Origin of the sequence: Algibacter mikhailovii (genome assembly GCF_014651495.1) — a bacterium.
Taxonomy (GTDB): domain Bacteria; phylum Bacteroidota; class Bacteroidia; order Flavobacteriales; family Flavobacteriaceae; genus Algibacter_E; species Algibacter_E mikhailovii.
Genome location: NZ_BMWZ01000003.1, coordinates 414731 through 433336, shown reverse-complemented (window position 1 = coordinate 433336; position 18606 = coordinate 414731). Strand labels below are relative to the sequence as shown.

12 protein-coding genes are annotated in these 18606 nt (G+C 35.7%); 4 read left to right on the top strand and 8 right to left on the bottom strand.

Annotated elements, in window-relative coordinates; translation table 11 throughout:
- Window positions 1–8 precede the first annotated feature (8 nt).
- From IE051_RS08050 to IE051_RS08040, 3 genes are read left to right on the top strand one after another with little or no spacing between them, the layout of a single operon-like run.
- Window positions 9–572, top strand: a complete 564-nt coding sequence (locus tag IE051_RS08050; protein ID WP_189360261.1) for a hypothetical protein — start codon at window positions 9–11, stop codon at window positions 570–572.
- Window positions 569–1981, top strand: coding sequence for a DUF5723 family protein (locus IE051_RS08045; RefSeq protein ID WP_189360260.1), 1413 nt, complete (start codon window positions 569–571; stop codon window positions 1979–1981). The genes IE051_RS08050 and IE051_RS08045 overlap by 4 nt, the downstream gene beginning before the upstream one ends.
- A complete protein-coding gene (locus tag IE051_RS08040; RefSeq protein ID WP_189360259.1) occupies window positions 1978–2862 on the top strand; it encodes a hypothetical protein in 885 nt (294 codons plus the stop codon). Before IE051_RS08045 ends, IE051_RS08040 begins: the two co-directional genes overlap by 4 nt.
- A gap of 170 nt (window positions 2863–3032) precedes the next feature.
- On the opposite strand, the gene IE051_RS08035 is transcribed toward IE051_RS08040, so the two are convergent.
- Window positions 3033–4316 (bottom strand): replication-associated recombination protein A, encoded by a 1284-nt coding sequence (locus tag IE051_RS08035; protein ID WP_189360258.1) that lies wholly within the window; start codon window positions 4314–4316, stop codon window positions 3033–3035.
- Window positions 4317–4505: 189 nt separating this feature from the next.
- Between IE051_RS08035 and IE051_RS08030 the strand changes: the two genes are divergently transcribed.
- Window positions 4506–5228: a rhomboid family intramembrane serine protease gene (locus tag IE051_RS08030; protein WP_189360257.1), complete on the top strand. Its 723-nt coding sequence runs from the start codon at window positions 4506–4508 to the stop codon at window positions 5226–5228.
- Here the strand turns inward: IE051_RS08030 and rlmB are convergent.
- The 7 genes from rlmB to IE051_RS07995 form a co-directional block, all read right to left on the bottom strand.
- Window positions 5225–5959 carry a 23S rRNA (guanosine(2251)-2'-O)-methyltransferase RlmB gene (rlmB, locus tag IE051_RS08025; RefSeq protein WP_189360256.1) on the bottom strand — a complete coding sequence of 245 codons (735 nt, stop codon included), beginning with the start codon at window positions 5957–5959 and terminating at the stop codon, window positions 5225–5227. The genes IE051_RS08030 and rlmB overlap by 4 nt on opposite strands.
- Before the next feature lie 181 nt (window positions 5960–6140).
- Window positions 6141–6662 carry a hypothetical protein gene (locus IE051_RS08020; protein WP_189360255.1) on the bottom strand — a complete coding sequence of 174 codons (522 nt, stop codon included), beginning with the start codon at window positions 6660–6662 and terminating at the stop codon, window positions 6141–6143.
- Window positions 6663–6675: 13 nt separating this feature from the next.
- Window positions 6676–8100 carry a SusD/RagB family nutrient-binding outer membrane lipoprotein gene (locus tag IE051_RS08015; protein WP_189360254.1) on the bottom strand — a complete coding sequence of 475 codons (1425 nt, stop codon included), beginning with the start codon at window positions 8098–8100 and terminating at the stop codon, window positions 6676–6678.
- 12 nt (window positions 8101–8112) lie between these two features.
- A complete protein-coding gene (locus IE051_RS08010; RefSeq protein ID WP_189360253.1) occupies window positions 8113–11250 on the bottom strand; it encodes a SusC/RagA family TonB-linked outer membrane protein in 3138 nt (1045 codons plus the stop codon).
- A gap of 790 nt (window positions 11251–12040) precedes the next feature.
- Complete coding sequence (locus tag IE051_RS08005; protein WP_189360252.1) at window positions 12041–13414, bottom strand: SusD/RagB family nutrient-binding outer membrane lipoprotein; 1374 nt, start codon at window positions 13412–13414, stop codon at window positions 12041–12043.
- A gap of 6 nt (window positions 13415–13420) precedes the next feature.
- The gene (locus IE051_RS08000; protein ID WP_189360251.1) at window positions 13421–16639 is read right to left on the bottom strand and encodes a SusC/RagA family TonB-linked outer membrane protein; all 3219 of its coding nucleotides are present in this window, start codon (window positions 16637–16639) and stop codon (window positions 13421–13423) included.
- Window positions 16640–16785: 146 nt separating this feature from the next.
- Entirely contained in the window at window positions 16786–18480 is a 1695-nt protein-coding gene (locus IE051_RS07995; protein ID WP_189360250.1) for a POTRA domain-containing protein, read from the bottom strand.
- Window positions 18481–18606: the final 126 nt, after the last annotated feature.

Genomic DNA, 18606 nt, shown 5'->3' with positions numbered 1-18606 from the left:
TCAATTTTATGATTCCCAGATCTATAAAAAAGCCATGTTTACCTTTAATTTTGGTTTTGTTATTTTTTTCTTGTGTTAAAGAAGTTGATTTTGACCAGGCCAATGATTTGGAGTTGACTCCTGTAATGTCATCTAGTTTGGTGTTTTTTGATGAGTCGGCATCTAGCTTTGTGGAATCTGGTTCCGAAATTGACATTATTCAGGAATTTTTAATAATAGACCTCTTTACAGATACCTTTATTGTTGAAAACTTAGTAAAAGCTGAATTTGTTTTTCTTGGCAAGAATGCTTTGAATAGAGATGTTAATTTACAAGTAGACTTTTTAGATGATTTAGATGTTTTAGTTCACCGCTTTTCAATTGAACAAGAGGCTGCTGTTGAAGGGAGTGAAGTCTTTACAGAATATATCGAGACCTTTGAGGGGGACACGTTATTAGCTTTGAAAAGTACAATAAAAATTGTTTTTACTTTAAGGTTGATAGCTGAAGATCCTATTCCTGATGACATAACGGGAAGGGTTGAATTACAATCTTCTTCTAATTTTTATTTCAAGATAGCGGCTGCCGAATGAAAAAGCATAGGGCATACTTACTGTTTTTTCTCTGTGTATATTCTGTTGCGCAGAACAAACAGATTTTATATGGATTTAATGAAATTCCACAATCCTTATTGCTAAACCCTGGAGCAGAAGTGTCAAATATGGGGTATATTGGAGTACCTTTATTGTCTCATGTGCATATTAATGGCGGTACCTCAGGCCCTACAGTATACGATCTCTTTTCTGCTAATGGGGTCAATTTTAATGAAAAATTTAGAAGCGTCGTTTATAATTCAGATTCAAGGGATTTTTTAAGTGCTAACGAGCAGTTAGAAGTCTTTTCAGGAGGTTTTGCTATTGGTAACACTTTCGAAAAAACAGAATATTTAAGTTTTGGTGTTTATCAAGAGCTTGATGTCATAAGTTATATTCCTACCGATTATATTGAGTTAGCCTTAGAAGGCAACCAAAATAATATAAATAGGGTTTTTAATGCCGGTGATTTAAGTGCTAGGGCAGAAGTGGTTTCGGTATTTCATTTAGGCTATAATAAAAAAGTTAACAGCCGTTTTAATTATGGTATAAGAGGCAAGTTGTATTCTAGTGTTGTTGATATTGATGCAACTAAAAATAAGGGCAGTTTTACCACACGTCGGGGTACTAATAATATTTACGAACATATTTTTAATTTAGATATGCAGGTTAGAACCTCTGGGATTGCCAGTTTAACTAGTGATGATAATTCAGGTTTTAACGAGGACCTAAAAGAAATAAGTAAGCGAGCCTTTTTTGGTGGTAATTTAGGCCTTGGGTTTGATGTAGGGTTTACATATAATATCACAGATCAGTGGCGACTTGATGGGAGTGTGTTGGATGTTGGTTTTATTAGCCATTCTAAAGATGTTGAAAATTATGTCGTTAATGGAAATTATGTGTTTGAGGGTATTAATCCCCTTTTTCCAGATGTTGCTAATGGGCAATCTGCTCAGGATTATTGGGACGCCTTGAAAGAGGATTTTGAAGACTTATTTGATGTGGACACTACAGGCACTAAATATACTACATGGCGCCCAATTAAATTTAATGGCTCTCTTAATTATACTTTTGGAAAGAAAAAGAAAAAAGATTGCGATTGCACTACAGAAGATAGTGGATATTTAAATGCAGTGGGAGCACAGTTGTATGCCATAAGTAGACCAAAGCAGCCTCAAATGGCGCTTACCGTATATTATTATAGGAAATTATTTGAGGGTTTAAGTTTAAAAGGGACCTATACACTAGATTCCTATTCTTTTTATAATTTAGGCTTGGGAGTAGCTGCACAATTAAGTGGTTTTGGGTTTTATGTAATGGCTGATAATTTTTTGCAATATGAAAACATTTATAATGCAGAAGGTTTATCTTTACAGTTAGGGTTTAACTATATTTTTAATAAAAAATGAAGACGAATATTTTTACCATTTTGATGACATGTTTTTTAATAACATCCTTGTTTTCTCAATCGAGTGTGAATGATTATAAGTATGTCATTGTTCCAAACAAGTATGACTTTTTAAAGGAGAATGACCAATATCAATTAAATTCATTGTCCAAATTTTTATTTGAAAAATATGGGTTTACCGCGTTGATGCAAGGTTCAGATTATCCTCAAGATTTAAATAGTAATAGATGTTTAGCCATGAATGCTGATGTATTTAAAGATTCAGGAATGTTTACTACGAAATTGAAAATTATTTTGAATGACTGTAATGATAAGCTGATTTATGAGTCAGAAATTGGCACGAGTAGAGATAAAGAATATAAAGTGGCGTATACCAAGGCGTTACGAAATGCTTTTGAGTCGTTAGAGACCGTTAATTACGCCTATGCGCCAAGTGATAATGCTCTGGCCATATCGGCTACGGCAGGAGCAGCGGACAGTGAATCAGAAGAAATAAAAGAATTAAAGCAACAAATCCAACAGTTAGAAAGCGAAAAAAATCAAGGGGTTGTTAGTAGCCCGGGAACATCGCCATCAGGTGCTGCAATTGCTGTACCTGCAGCGGCAGTTACTACTGCCGCTGTTGTAAATGAATCTAAAGCGCCTACGAGTTCTGAAACAAAAGGGTTTAATAAAGTATTGTATGCCCAAGCTATAGAGAACGGTTATCAACTCGTTGATAGTACCCCTAAGGTGCTTTATAAAGTAAGAAAGACAAACCTAAAGGATGTGTTTTTAGTTGAAGGTAAAAGCGCCATTATTTTTAAAAAAGGGGATAATTGGGTAGTTGAATTTTATGAGAGTAATATACTGAGGCAAGAGGTTTTAAATATTAAGTTTTAGCCCATAATTCCCATAACCTAAGATGTCATATTGAAAATGCGTTTTATTTAAGGGCTTTTCGTATTGAATACATAACTCTGTTTTCTACAAAAGAAGAAATGTCATAAGGTACATAATGCTTATGGACCAATTATGATGGAATGACAGGCCACTAGGGAAAACGAAATATATTAATAATCATATTTGTCTTTCCATCGTTGTTTTAGAAATTCTCTGTGCGCATTTTCACGAGTATTATTTCCTGGTTGATAGAGTGTTGTATTTTTAATGTCTTCAGGTAGAAATTCTTGATTAGCAAAATTATTTGAGTAATTATGAGCGTATTTATAATTGTCGCCAAAGCCTAGTTCTTGCATTAATTTGGTTGGGGCATTTCTAATTTCTAATGGTACACTTAAATCGCCTGTTTCCCTGACTAACTTTTGGGCATTGCCAATGGCCATATAAGACGCATTACTTTTGGGTGAACATGCCAAATAAGTAGCACATTGACTAAGAATAATTCGTGACTCAGGATAGCCAATGGTTGATACAGCTTGGAATGTATTATTAGCAATAACTAAGGCAGTAGGGTTGGCATTGCCAATATCTTCGCTTGCCGCTATTAATAATCGACGGGCAATAAATTTGACGTCCTCACCACCTTCAATCATGCGGGCTAACCAATAAACAGCTGCATTTGGATCACTACCGCGAATGGATTTTATGAAGGCCGATATAATGTCGTAATGTTGTTCTCCAGTTTTGTCATAACGCACTGTATTATTCTGAACTTTTTTAAGGACAATTTCATCAGTTATTTCAATATCATCACTATCAAAAGCGTTTACTATAAGCTCAAAGATGTTAAGTAATTTTCGGGCATCACCTCCTGAAATTTTTAGTAAGGCATTGGTCTCTTTTAGAACAATGTTTTTTTTAGATAGCCCTTCGTCAGTTGTAATTGCTCGCTTTAATAAGGTTTCCAAATCTTGCTTGTCAAAAGCATTAAGAATATAGACTTGACAGCGTGATAAAAGTGCAGAAATAACTTCAAAGCTGGGGTTCTCTGTGGTTGCGCCTATTAGCGTAATCCAACCTTTTTCAACTGCTTGTAGTAGTGAGTCCTGTTGTGATTTGCTGAACCTATGTATTTCATCAATAAAGAGAATGGGGTTTTTGGTAGTAAACAAACCGCCACTTTGCTTCGCTTTTTCGATGACATCTCTTATGTCTTTGACCCCAGAATTTATGGCACTTAGAGTATAGAATGGGCGTTTAGATTCCGTGGCTATTATATTGGCCAAAGTGGTTTTTCCAGTGCCGGGAGGTCCCCAAAAAATCATAGAGGGAATTAAACCATGTTTAATGTGTTGGGTTAATGAGCCATGCTCACCAATTAAGTGGGTTTGGCTAACATAATCCTCTAAGGTTTTTGGTCTGAGGCGCTCAGCTAATGGTTCATTTGCATTCATAACTGTAAAATTAAAGTAATTTATTTAAGTTTTTATCTGTCGTTGAATAAAAGCAAGGTGGTGTTAACTTTATTTCCCTTGTGAAGCATAAAAGGAATACTTTATTACGCGTGGAAATGTTAAATAAATGTAAGCTGCCAATTTAGCACGAAATCAAATGTTGGAAAACTATTTGTTATCTTTAGATTAATGGATAATGGCAATCAATTTAAATTTTCAACAGGAGTGCTGGCTTACCCCATTTTCTTTATACTTGGTATTTGGTTGGTGTTTTGGTTTGAAGTCCGTTTTGGATATAATTTTAGTAAATACGGCATTTATCCACAAACGCTAAAGGGCTTAAGAGGTATTTTTGTGAGTCCTTTTGTTCACGGTGATATTGAACATATATATCACAATACCATACCATTATTTGTGCTTTCAATGGCTTTATTTTATTTCTATAGACCTATTGCATGGAAAGTATTACTATGGGGTATTATACTTTCTGGTCTGCTCACTTGGTGTATTGGAAGACCGTCTTATCATATAGGGGCTAGTGGTTTAATTTATGTTTTAGTCAGTTTCACATTCTTTAAAGGTGTATTTGCTAAGCATTACAGGTTAATAGCTTTGTCATTATTGGTTGTTTTTTTATATGGTAGTATGATTTGGTATACCTTGCCTATTGAACAAGGCATCTCTTGGGAAGGCCATCTTGCTGGTTTGTTAACAGGTTTATTATTTGCTGTGATTTTTAGAAAAGAAATTGCTAAGCCCAAAAAGTATGCCTGGGAGCAAGAGGATTATAATGAAGATGATGATCCTTTTTTAAAGCATTTTGATGAAAACGGGAATTTTATAGAAACCAAAGAAGCCGAGGAAGAACGTCCGGTAATTAATTACACTTACAAGGAAAATAAAGAGGATTAACGGCGTTGACGTAACACTTCATAAAGAAAAGCCCCACACGCCACGGAAACATTAAGGGATTCTATGTCTCCCAATAGAGGTAGTTTAGCTTTGTTGTCAGATACTTTTATAATAGATGGGTTGATTCCACGCCCTTCAGAGCCCATAACAATAGCACATGGTTCTTTAAAAGATACATCATAAATAGTGTCATTGGTTTTTTCGGTAGCAGCAATGACTTTTATTCCTGAAGCTTGCATAAAGAATACGGCATCTTTAATATGGTCAACCTTGCAAATTGGGATTTTAAAGACGGCGCCAGCACTGGTTTTTATGGTGTCTCCATTTACGGGAGCACCTCCTTTTTTCTGGATGATAATGCCATCAACACCTGTACACTCGGCAGTTCTAATAATAGCTCCAAAATTACGAACATCGCTAAGTTGGTCTAAAAGTAAGAACAATGGTGTCTTTCCTGATGCTATGACATTTAGAACTAAGTCCTCCATGTTGTGAAATTCAATAGGAGAGATTTGTGCGACAGCACCCTGGTGATTCTTGTTAGTTAGCCTGTTTAATTTTTCAACAGGAACATAAGATTTGTTAATAGATTTCTTGTTAAGCAAGGATTCAAGTTCCGAAAATAAATCCCCTTTTAATCCTTTTTGAAGAAATACTTTATCTATGGTTTTATCTGAATTAATGGCTTCAATGATAGCTCTTATACCGAATATTTGTGTTTGGTTTTCCATTATTGCAAAGGTAGAAAATGAAATTGAGGGTTGTATATATAAAGGCTAGATTATTTTCTTCTAAAAGGCTTGGTAAAAATAGACGAAAACTGGATTTTAAGTCCATGTTTTTTTGGAAAAAAAAAATCCAGAGAAAAATATTCTCTGGATTTTAAAAACTATTTAAAGAAATTAATGAGTATTATGGAGTTGCTGCCGTAATATTAACATTAACTGTTTTTAATAGGTCTGTACCACCCCTTCCTACAGCAATTTCTCCTTCTGCATTGGAAGCACTTGATAAGGTAATTGTTAATGTTGAGTCACTTGCTCCAGGCAAGGCTTCTACAACAATATCAGCATTAAATGGTAATCCATCTACATTAGGAGTGGTGCCATACTCAATGGTTACACTTCCACCTGTACTAGAAGCACCATCAACAGTATAATCTGTACCATATACTGCTGTACCACTGAAAGTATAATTCACAGTAACATCGCTAAGTGTACCACCGGGTATTTGTACATTAACAGCATCATCAGTATCGCTACCCGCATCAACATCAACATCGGCGATTGTTGAACCGGCACCAGCAACGTAGAAAGCCACATATTTTGGTAAATCTGTAAGGGTAATTCCTTGGTCTTCAGCATCATAATCAGTTTCGCAAGAATAGAATCCTGCTACTAATGCGACTAAAATTATATAAACTATTTTTTTCATGTTTTCTATTTTTTTATAAGTTTTCAAACCACATTGGTACGTCTGTTTGCTTATTCGCAGGTGTATTTGGGTTGTTACCAATTTCATCTGGTGGATAAGTAAATCGTTTTAAAATGGTAGATATACTAGTTGCAGGTGGCGGATCTAAGACAGGTATTTTATTTCTTCTTACATGATTCCATGCTAGAATTGGTCTGTTAAACGCCGCTAAAAATTGCTCATTATAGATATCATTAGCTGTTGGTGCAGCTAATCCATTTACATAGGCATCAATATCAGCATCAGAAACTGTAGCTAAAACGCCAGGAATATCTTGTCCCCACCATTTAATAGAGTTTCTTACGCCATTTCTGTAATTGGTATCAGCAGATCCTGCTTTTGCGAATCCTGCTAATGCAAGTTCTGCTTTGTACAAATCAATTTCATCTGGAGACATTAAAACGTCAGGAAGATCAGCTCTAATGATGTTATTGCTTAGAACAGAAGTTTCTGGGTCTGGGAAGATGTCATTTCCAGGAGCGTCTAAATCATTTCTAGCAACCCATAAATCCCATCTAGGGTCCCCAGAACCACTTAAAAGCTCATCAATTGGATCTCCAGGTCCAAAAACATTTTGGCTTTCATTATCTGGTCCAAAAAATGCAGTAACAATTGTCAACATTGCATTCTGCGCACCAGGTGTACCCACATAATTAACATAAGCTGTTTGGTCATTAGAAGTCATTAACGGTTGATCTAATGTTTCATTAATTTTTGCATCAACATTAGCACCACCGCTTCTTAGCATCATAAGTGCTCTTAACTTTAACGAATTAGCAAAAATACGCCATTTTGCAATATCACCACCGTAGTACATATCACTTGCTGGTGTGATTTGAAATTCACCATCAGTATTGTGAGAATCTATTAAAGCCATGGCTTCATCACATAAATCAACTACACCATTTAACACCGTCTCTTGATCATCAAATTTAGGTTGTGGAAAGTTAACCCCGTCTAAGGCTTCAGTAAAAGGCACGTCTTCCCAAAGGGCAGTCAACTCAAGAAAGGTGTTTGCCATCAAAGCTGTAGCAATACCATTTACATTATTACTTGAAGATCCAGCAGCGGCAGCATCGGCTTTTACTAAAGATAAATTCCCTAGCATACCCACATACCATACACCCCAAGTATTTCCTGATAAAGTGCCACTTACAGCACCTCTATTAGGACTGTTATAGGTGTTAGATATGTACTGTGAAACGTCACAAATTCTTGTGCCTAATTCAGACACTTTCCGTGCTGTATATTCACCAAACACAAATGGTAAAACAGCATTAGGATCGGCAGATGTCGCTGCGAGCGGATCTGTATTTATATCAAGGTTATCACTACATGAGTAAATAGAACTCAGAGTAAAAACTGCTGATAATATTATTATTGAATATATTTTTTTCATTTTATCTAAATATTAAAACGTTAATCTTACATTGAAACCAACACTTCTTGTTGATGGCACACTTGCTCTTTCAACTCCAAAACCATCAGCACCAGATCCAAATAAACTTGCTTCTGGGTCAATATGTGGCACTTTAGAGTAAAGTAACGCTAAGTTTCTTCCTTCTATACCTACTGTAAGACCTTGTAGGAAACCTTCACCTAGTTGTCTGTTGTTAAACGTATATGAAATAGCCAATTCTCTAAACTTAACAAAAGAGGCGTCAAAAATATAAGGTTCTGAAACATTTCCGCCATTACCATCAAGAGAGTTAGCCCAGAAGTCTTCTGCGTTTAATACAGGCACATCGTTCTCTCTAAATGTACCATCCCCGTTATCAAGTACACCTGCTGTATCAATGAAGCTACCTTCTCTATTTCTTAAGGTTTCAGTTACCAGTCCTTGTTGTTGTAAATCTTCAACAGTAGATGATTTCATAACACCACCCCATTTGGCATCTATAGTTGCCGATAAGTTAAAACCTTTATAGCTAAAGTTGTTAACCCAGCCTGCTGTCCAATCTGGAAGTACTGATCCAAAAGATTGAACGGCGCCAGCTTGTCTTCTACCGGTACTTGGATCAATAATTGGTCTACCTGTGGCTTCATCTTTTAGGTAAGGAATCGCACTAAGTTGAAATGGTTTACCTGGCTCTGCAATAACTTGTACACTAGAAAAACCAGAGGCAATTGTTATTCTTTCTACACCAGACGTTAAGCTTACTACTTCTTGTTCTACTTTAGACCAGTTGATGTTTGTTCTCCAAGTGAAGTCACCTGCTTGAACAGGTATAGCGTCTAAGGCAATTTCAAAACCTTTATTATCTACACGACCTACGTTTTGTGTATTAAATCCAAATCCAGTAGACTCAGGTATTGGTACATTAAGAATTTGATCCTCATTTCTAGTATTAAAGTAAGAAAAATCAAAACCTAATCGTCCCTGAAAAAATTTCATTTCCAATCCAACTTCATAAGACGTTTGTTGTTCAGGTCTTAAGCCTTCTGGTGGAATGGTAGTGGTAGCACGATAAGCTAAGGCACCATTCATAGGGAAATTTAAATCTAAACCATATTGACCATCTGCAGTCACTTCGGGTAAAAATCTAAAATCTAATTGATAAGGCGCGGTATCATTCCCAACCTGTGCCCAACTTGCACGTAACTTACCAAATGACAACCAATTACTTTCAAGGTTAAACGCATCGGTAAATACAAACGCAGCACCAACAGAAGGGTAGAAGTAGTTATTATTGTCTTTAGGTAATGTTGAAGACCAGTCATTTCTACCTGTAACGGTAAGTGTTAAAAAGTTCTTATAATCTAATTCGGCTGATCCATAAAGACCAATTACTCGAGACTCAGCATAATCTCTTTCTGCAATTACTTGTGCTGCATTAGATGGACTAAACAATTCAGGAATTAATAAATTAACACCAGTAATCGTTTGTCTTTGGAATATACGTTGATTGTACTGTGAACCGACAACGACATTTAAATTTAAATCTTCAGATAAATTTTTATTATAGTTTGCAATAAAGTCAGAAGTGACTTCAAAACGTCTAATTTCATCACTTACAAAATCACCTTGTAGTCTACCAACGGTTCCTTTGCTGTTTTCAATAAGTCTTCTATCATCTAACATATCAGCACCAACTCTTCCTGTAAAAGCAAAGTCTTTCCATGGTTTGTATGTAATTTCGAAATTACCAAAAACTCTATCGTCATCTCTGTTGTTTGAGTTTTCATAACGTAACCAATATGGGTTATTAGATTCGATACCTTGATTGTCTGATAATTTATTAATTTGATTGCCAGAAGCATCTTTCCAAGGAATATAGTTTCTTGGGTCTACTGTACTACTAAAAGATGATAAACTAAAAATGTTAGGATCATTTGCTCCTGAAGCACCAGTACCTCTTGTTTTTGTTTTGGTATACTGAACATTGAAACGAGATTCAAGTTTTTCACTGTGTCTCACACCTGAATTTAAACTTACGGTAATTCTATCTAATTCAGCACCTGGTAAAACACCTTGTTGATCTAAATTAGTTACACTTAAACGGTAATCATATTTTTCACTACCATCAGAAATAGCAAAGTTATTAATTGCTGTTTGACCTGTTTGGAAATAATGACCTACACCATTATCTTTTACTGCAGTTAAAGGGCCAGTTGCACCAGTAATTGCAAGGTTTTCCTCCGTTTGACCAGCTATTCTTGGTCCCCAATCGGCACCCCAACCTGCATTAAATCTGCCAGCAGTACCTCCGGCGTATTCTTGCTGGTAGTCAGGTGTTCTGAATAAATTATCAAATCTAAAAGAAGAATTAATGCTCACTGTTGGTCCAGCACCTTCTTTACCACGTTTTGTGGTTACAACAATAGCACCTGCTGATGCACGTGAACCATAAAGCGCCGTTGCTGCAGCTCCTTTAAGAACGTTAATAGATTCAACATCATCAGGATTGATTACAGAAGCACCATTGGCAAAATCTCTGTTCCCGGTAATTCTATTAGCATCTCCAGAAACTGTTTGTGAGTCATTAATCATAACGCCATCAACAATCCATAACGGATTGTTTCTTCCTGAAAGTGAAGAAACACCACGGATAATAACTTTAGAAGATCCACCTAAGTTACCACCAGAGTTGGTAATTTGTACACCAGTAACTTTACCTTGTAAAGAGTTAGTAATGTTAGCTTCTCTTGCTCGTGTTAATTCGGCAGCTTTAACTTGACTGGTACCATAAGCCAACTGGCGTTGTTCTTTTTTGATACCTAAGGCGGTTACAACTACCTCTTCAAGAGCTTCGGCATCTTCCACCAGTGTAACGTTAATCGTGTTTGAACCACCAACTGTTACTTCTTTTGATGAATACCCAACAAAACTATACACTAGTACATCACCAGTATTAGCTTGTATTGAGTAGTTTCCATCAAAATCTGTTGATGTTCCATTTGATGTGCCTTTTACTAAGACAGTTGTTCCGGGCAGGGGTAAGCCTGTATCATCCAAAACAGTTCCTGAAATAGTTTTGTCTTGTGCAAACGATAGTTGCACAACAAACGCTAGTAATAGCGTTAGAATTCCACTAAACTTTGTTTTCATTTTATAATTATTTGAATTAGTCGATGCCAAAAGTGAAAATAAAAAGTTAAAAAAACAACAAACAATAGTTAAAATATTGGTTTAAGTGAAAATTTTCAGGAAATAGAGCATTTTTTATTGGGATTTTGTAGTTTCTCAAAAAATATCCTTTAAATTTTTTGAATTTCGATTAGTTCTAATGGAAGGTTTTGGTAGAAAAATGTAAAATGCGAATAGCAAAATAACCGCAGAACTTTGAAAAATGTTATAATTGGAAATAAATTCACCAAATAACAGCACTGATTTTCTAAATTTTAATTATTTCTGATAAATAACTAAGGATAGTTTGTGATAGTGGTTTTTCTTCCTTTGGTAATGCGTGTTTATGTTACATTCAAAGTTAATTTAAATAAAAGGCTTAATAATTTGGTGTGAAATTTTATTATTCTGGTTAGATCTTAAGGGGTAGCTGATATATTAGGTGGATGAGTGGCGAATAAATTATATACTTGAAGGCTATTGGTTTAAAGTTAAAATCTTCTCTTAGCAAAAAAAGCGAATTAAGGAATTAAAAGAAGGTGTTTACTTGATATCTGGTGGCTTTATTTGCTCACTCACTTTGTTTTAAGAAAAGAGCTTAGTAAGCCGTGCATGCTCTAGTTTTTAAAATTACTTCTAACATTCAGATTATGATATACGGTTGTGGATGTGCAGGGTGTTTTTTTTCTTGATGTCATAGTTAATTAAAAAACACCAATGATTAAATCACTGGTGTTTTTTTTAAACATAATCGTAATAATGTGAGGTCAACTTAATCAGACTTTGGAAAAGCCCACATATCTACATCCAATAAATGCCCCCCTTGTGCAGAAATGGCTGCATCGTAGTTTGTTTTATTTGTTGTACGTTCGGTAATAGGGTATAAAAACCTTCTAGGTATTATTTTAGATGGGTTTAACGAAGACTGTGCATCTGGATTTGGTGTTAAAGCTGGAAAACCTGTTCTTCTATAGTCTACCCATGTTTCAATAGGTGCATTACCGTATAAAGCTTTGTACTTTTCATTGATAATTGTTTCAATTTTGTTTGCTTCGGTACCAGCAAGCGTTAAGGCATTTACATATGTTGTAATATCTGCTGCGTCCACCCCAATATATTGCATGTTTGCTCCCACAGCATCTTTCATTGCTTGTAACGCATCAGTATCACTTCCACCAGTTCTTACCAAAGCTTCAGCTTCAATAAATTTAACTTCCCAATAAGAAATTAAAGGGGTAGGTGAGTCTGCTTGACCCCAAAATAAACCAGGAACACCAGCGAAATCTTCGCCATCAGTAGTATATAACGGTAACCTTGGATCTCCAACCATCATTTCTTTTAAAGTAGTACCTATACCTAAAGTACTTGGTCTATCATTGTCAAACAGGTAGAAAGGATTGGCATTTTGGGCTGGTAAGCTATAAACAAAATCGGGTTGCTCGGCGCTACTTGAAAATGCTAGCTCAGCTTCAGCTAAGGCACTTGCTGCAGCACTTGAGCTTACAGAAGTCAGATGCATGTAATAACGTGCTTTTAAGGCGTGAGCTGTTTTAACCCAATCAGCTCCACCTCCTCCGGTGCCATAAAACTCACCAATTCCAAACGCAACGCCTTCAGCAATAGATTCGCTTAGCAGGTTTTGAATAGCAGCATAAACACTTTCTTGGTCGTCATAGGTAGGACTTGCTATCGGAGTCTCGCCATCACCTCGAAAAGCTTCAGAATAAGGAACATTGCCCCAACAGCTTGTTGTTACTCCCATGTTTGCGGCCATATAGAGTTTGGCTAAGGCACTTACATCACCTTCAGTGTTTGAGATTATAACAAAGCAATCTTTTGATGCCCCTGCTCCATAGAGGCCAAAATCCCAAAGGTCATCGATATCACTTTCACCAATAAGGTATTGAGCATAGGCAATCTGTTGGGCGTCTAAACCATCATATTGTTGTGTAATTAGTCCAGCAATCCTTCCAACGAGTGCTACAGAATTTCTATGTGTTTGTGATATCATTCCCGGATAAATAGCACCCGCATTTACTTTGTCTGCTGATGGGTTATCAGGGTCTACATTAACATTAGTGATAGTGCATGAAAACACCATTGCGCTAAGTATTAAAACACTTAATATATATTTTATTGTTTTCATAGTTTTTTAAAAATTTAATTTAATATCAAAGCCGTAACTCTTAGTATTTGGGTTATTAAAGTAATCTAATCCGATACCATTAGAGTCTCCTGTTAAGTTCGTTTCTGGATCAACGCCCGGGTATTTGGTACTTAAGTAGAGGTTTCTACCGTAAGCTGATATTGAAACGCCGTCAATAAAAGTTCCGTCGAGTAATTTACTCGGCAAGCTATAGGTTAAAGTTATTTCTCTTAACCTGAACCAAGAGGCGTCATGAACGTTGCCTTCATCTACATCACCAAAACCGTATCGTCTCCAAAAGTTGTTACCTTCACTTATTGTAGGGTCTGAGTAAGGTACTACTTGATTGTTTGGAGCACCAGTTGATTGCACTATACCCTCGAATATCGTTGATTGATCTCTTAACAAGGTTTCGGTTGAAACACCAAAATAATCAAGAATACCACAGGTGCCACACCAAACATCTCCACCTTCTCTAATGTCTAGAAGCACAGAAAGGCTTAAGTTTTTGTAAGAGAATGTATTACTTATGCCCATTAAGAAATCTGGAATTGGATCACCTATAACGCCGTCAGTAGTTGCTAGTGCAGGATAGCCATCGTCATCAATTAAAATAGTGCCTTCGTCATTTCTGGCATATCTAGCACCATAAATAGAGCCGTAAGATTCACCGGCTACGGCACGAGAACTTGTTCCTGAGAATCCATTTAATACATAACTTTCAAGTCCTTCAGTTAATTCTTCAACAACGTTCTCATAGGTGGTGAAGTTTACATTGATGTCCCAGTTAAAATCATCAGTTCTTACCGGAGTGCCGCCAAGAGTTAATTCTACACCCTTATTCGAGATTCGGCCGATGTTAGTGTATCTTTCAACGAATCCAGATGATGGTACTGCATCAATAGGTACAATCTGATCTGAGGTTTCTTTGTTGTAATAGGTAGCGTCAAACTTTAAGCGGCTATCTAACATGGATAATTCAATACCAACTTCAAATTCTGTAGTTGTTTCAGGTACTAGATTAGGATTTCCTTTTCGTCCATCTCTTTCAAATGATACTGTGCCATAAGCTGGAAAAGTTACACTTTGAATAAAGCCATCTCCACTAGCTAGCGTGCCATTAAAATTAGTGGCTGTTGCATATATTGGGGCGTCGTTTCCTGATTTACCATATGATGCCCTTAGTTTACCATAATTAATAAAATTAGTGTTTAAGACTTCACTAAAAATGAAACTACCACCTAAAGAATACGATTGAAAAGTGTTATCTCCTTCAGGTAAGGTAGATGTCCAGTCATTTCTAAAAGAAGGTGTTAAAAATAGCATATTATTAAAACTTAATGTGGCTGTAGCAAAAGCACCGATTAGTTTTTTTCTATTGGTTATTTCTGATGCCTGAGTTGTGCTAACATTTGATAGGTTGAAGAATCCAGGAATAGCCATGCCATCGCCAATAACGGTTTGTCTGTTATTCTTGGTGTAAAATCCGTCATAACCTATAGTTGCCGTTAGGCCAAGAGTTTCAGTTAAATCTTTAGAAGCAGAAAGCAACGCATTCCAGTTAACATCTTGATTTTGGATCACATCATTAATAACGCGTCCATTGCCAAAACTGGCATCTAGTATATCAAAGCCAATTTTTCTAGTATCCGCCCAGTTATCAATGGAAGCAGAGGTTTTAAATATCAACCAATCATTAATGTCATATGTTAAACCCATTTTTCCGATAAGACGATTTACATCGTCAGTATTTGAGTTTCTTGCTACCGTGAAGTAGGGGTTGTTGTATATACCATCACGGTAACTTCTGTGTCCAGGTAACTCTGAACCTGGAATGTCGTAGAAGTAAGATGAAGGATCATCAGCTGCTGCTTGTCCTTTTTTTCCATTACCCATATCAAAGGTTGGCGTATTACGCAGTAAACCTAGCATTACACCGGAGATATTAGATCCTCTTTGGACTCTAAAACCACCAGAATTTGAATATTGAGCCGAAGCATCTAAGGTTAAGTCTTCATAAAGTTTAGCTTCTAAGTCGACTCTAAAAGTCTTTCTTATAAATTCTTCGTTAGGCGCTACACCATTTTGAACAAGTTTACCCATGGAAGCGCGATAATTCACTTTGTCTGTGCCTCCACTAGCTGATAAATTAACATCAAAAACATCACCTGTTTTGAAAAAATCATAGTTATCATAGGTTTCAGCAGCTCTTCCGTTTCCTGTTCCAGTTGGCACGAGCGCCCCATATCTATGAAATGGGTAAGAGGTATCACCGTCGTATTCTAAGCCAGAGACTAAAGGACCCCATGAATCTCCTTCAAAAGTTTCTGGGCCTCTATATTGAAGTCCGCTACCATCAGGATTATGCCTACCTTGGGCATAAGTTTTTTGTAAATCTGGTCCTTTGTTTATGTCAGAGAAACTTGCCGAAGTTGTTAAAGTGACTCTTGTTTTTCCTTGTTTACCTTTTTTAGTTGTAATAAGAACAACGCCATTAGCAGCACGCAGACCATAAAGTGTTTGTGCAGCAATTCCTTTTAGGATATTTACAGATTCAATATCGGCAGAATTAATGTCAATAGCTCTATTTGAGAAATCTGATCCCCCTAAACTGGAGTTGTTATTGCTTTGGGTTGGATCTTCACTGTAAGAGTCATTGTTGATTGGAACACCATCTACAACGAATAAAGGTGAATTAGAACGCGTAATAGATGTATTACCACGAATTCTAATGTTTGCCGAAGCACCTACAGAACCAGAAGATGTTGTTACTTGAACACCAGCAGCCTTTGAGCTTAATGCCGATACAACATTGGTCTCTCTTGCATTGGTAATATCTCCAGAGTCTACAGATTCTACAGCATAACTAAGAGATCTTGGTTTAGCTTTAATACCCTGAGCAGTAATAACCACTTCTTCCAATGACTCAGCATCTTCTGATAATGATACATTTACTGTGCTTGATGCACCAACCGCAACTTCTTGGGTTGAGTATCCAACAAAACTAAAAACTAGAATATCTCCAGTATTTGCTTGAATTGAATAATTTCCATCAAAATCTGTTGAGGTACCGTTACTAGTACCTTTGACCAGAACAGTAGTGCCAGGCAGTGGTAGCCCAGCTTCATCAGAAACTGTTCCTGTAATAGTTTTTTCTTGTGCAAATGTGAGTTGCACAACAAACGCTAAAAGTAGCGTAAGCATTCTACTAAACTTTGTTTTCATGTTAAAAGTATTTGAATTAGTCTCCTTAAATGTATTAATAAAAAGTTAAAAATCAGGAGTATTGCATCAAAAACTGTTAAAAAATATTAATAAGAAAAGGATTATTGTTAAATGTTTAAAATATTGACTGTCTTATAGTTGGAAAATTAGAAATTCGTAGTTAAGCTGATGTGAATTTTCGAATTACTTAAATTGAAGGCGCTATTTTCTGTTTTGCCATTTGCATAATTAAACCTAAATAATCCAGCCTTAGTTAATAGCCCGAAACCAAAGCCGTAACCAAAAAGCTTTTCATCAGTATTGATTATTTTGTTTTCAAAATAAGCGGCATCAATAATGGAGTGTATAAAAATGGTGTTGCTTATTTGGTAGCGATACTCGGTATTTACTACCCCATAGAGCGTGGCGTATAAACTGTTTTCTTCAAATCCTCTAATGGAATTAATTCCACCAAATCGCATTAATTCATTTTCAAAGTACGAGTCTGAAATCAAATGTGCGCCATTCAGTCTTATGTAAAAACTGTTTTTTAAGTTCAGATTAAAAATTTTATGTGCTTCAAATAAAAGTTGAGTTTGTTTTTCCGAACCGTTATCGGTGGTTCGGTCTCCAAAACCAGTTTCTAAAAATACTTTAGAGTTTATTGGAAATAACGCGTTGTAGTTTTGCGGATTTATAAATTGATAGGCAAAGGTGTAATATTGTGTTTTGTAGTCTGTAATGGTTTGGTTTGTATTGTTAGAAAGTAAGTTGTTCGATTCTGTTGCCAGTATGCCTCCAAAGGCTTTGTGTTTAGGGTTGATTTGATAATGAATTTTGGCTGATTGATTGGTTGTTGTAAACGAAGAGTCTCTTCTGAATATTCGTAATAATAAATCTACACCAATTGGCGACTTGAATAAATAGGGCAGTGATACATCTGCTTCAAAAGTTTGTTGGTCGTTTTCGTCACTTTTATATAATAGCCTAAGTGATTCTCCAAAATTCAAATTATTATTTAAATTTAAGTTTAAATACCCGTCAAATTGTAGTTTGCCTGTTTCTTCATTGGTGCCAAATCCTAAAAAACCATCAAAAGCATTGCTTTTGGTTTTTTCTATATATAGGTAAAGTGTTGTAGAGTCATTGGTAAATAAAACCTCAGGCGGTTTTAATTCTTTTGCAAATTTCAAGTTGTTGAGTTGGGTGGTTTTGGTTTGTATAGTATTGAGGTCAAAAACTTGGTCAGGCTTTATTTTTAAAAAATGCTTTAAATAGGACTGCGGAAATTTTGTATAGCCCTTAAGGACTATGTCGTTAATTGTTCTTTTTTTATCAGGAGTTTCTAGGGCTAAATTAGCTTTTAAAGTAGCATTAGGTTCATTGGTGATATCAACTAGCTTTAGTTTAGAAAAAGGATAGCCTTTTTCTGAAATTTCCGAATTTATAAATGTTAAAGCCTTTTCAATGTCTGCAATTTTTAAAACAAAGTAATCATCAAGGACAGCATTAGATATTAAGTTTAAGGTAGATTTATCAATTTCTTCATTGTTGTAGTATATATATATGGTGTTGAATTTGTTTTTTAAATTAATGTTTGAAGTAAAACTAGTGTCGTTTTTTTTTGTGATATCGAGTAATTCATTCTCAAGAAAGCCAATATTAATTAGTTTGTTTTGTAAAGAGTCTAATTCTCGTTTGATTGAGTTGTAGTTTGGATGTATTTTGTTGTATCCTAAAGAATCTAAAACCTTGGTTTCTTTTTCTGTGTTTCCCGAGATTTTAAGCCGAATTTCCTGACCAAACCCTTGAAAAGAAAAAAGGACATATATATAAAGGACTAGAAAAGTTATTTTTCGCACTTTAGGAGGTTAATTTTTTTCTGTAAATCTAACGGAAAATATAACCTAATAATATAAGGGAAGTTAATATTTTTGAAAACTCTTAAAAATTAATGATTTAGGGTTTGAAATTTTAATATTAATCTC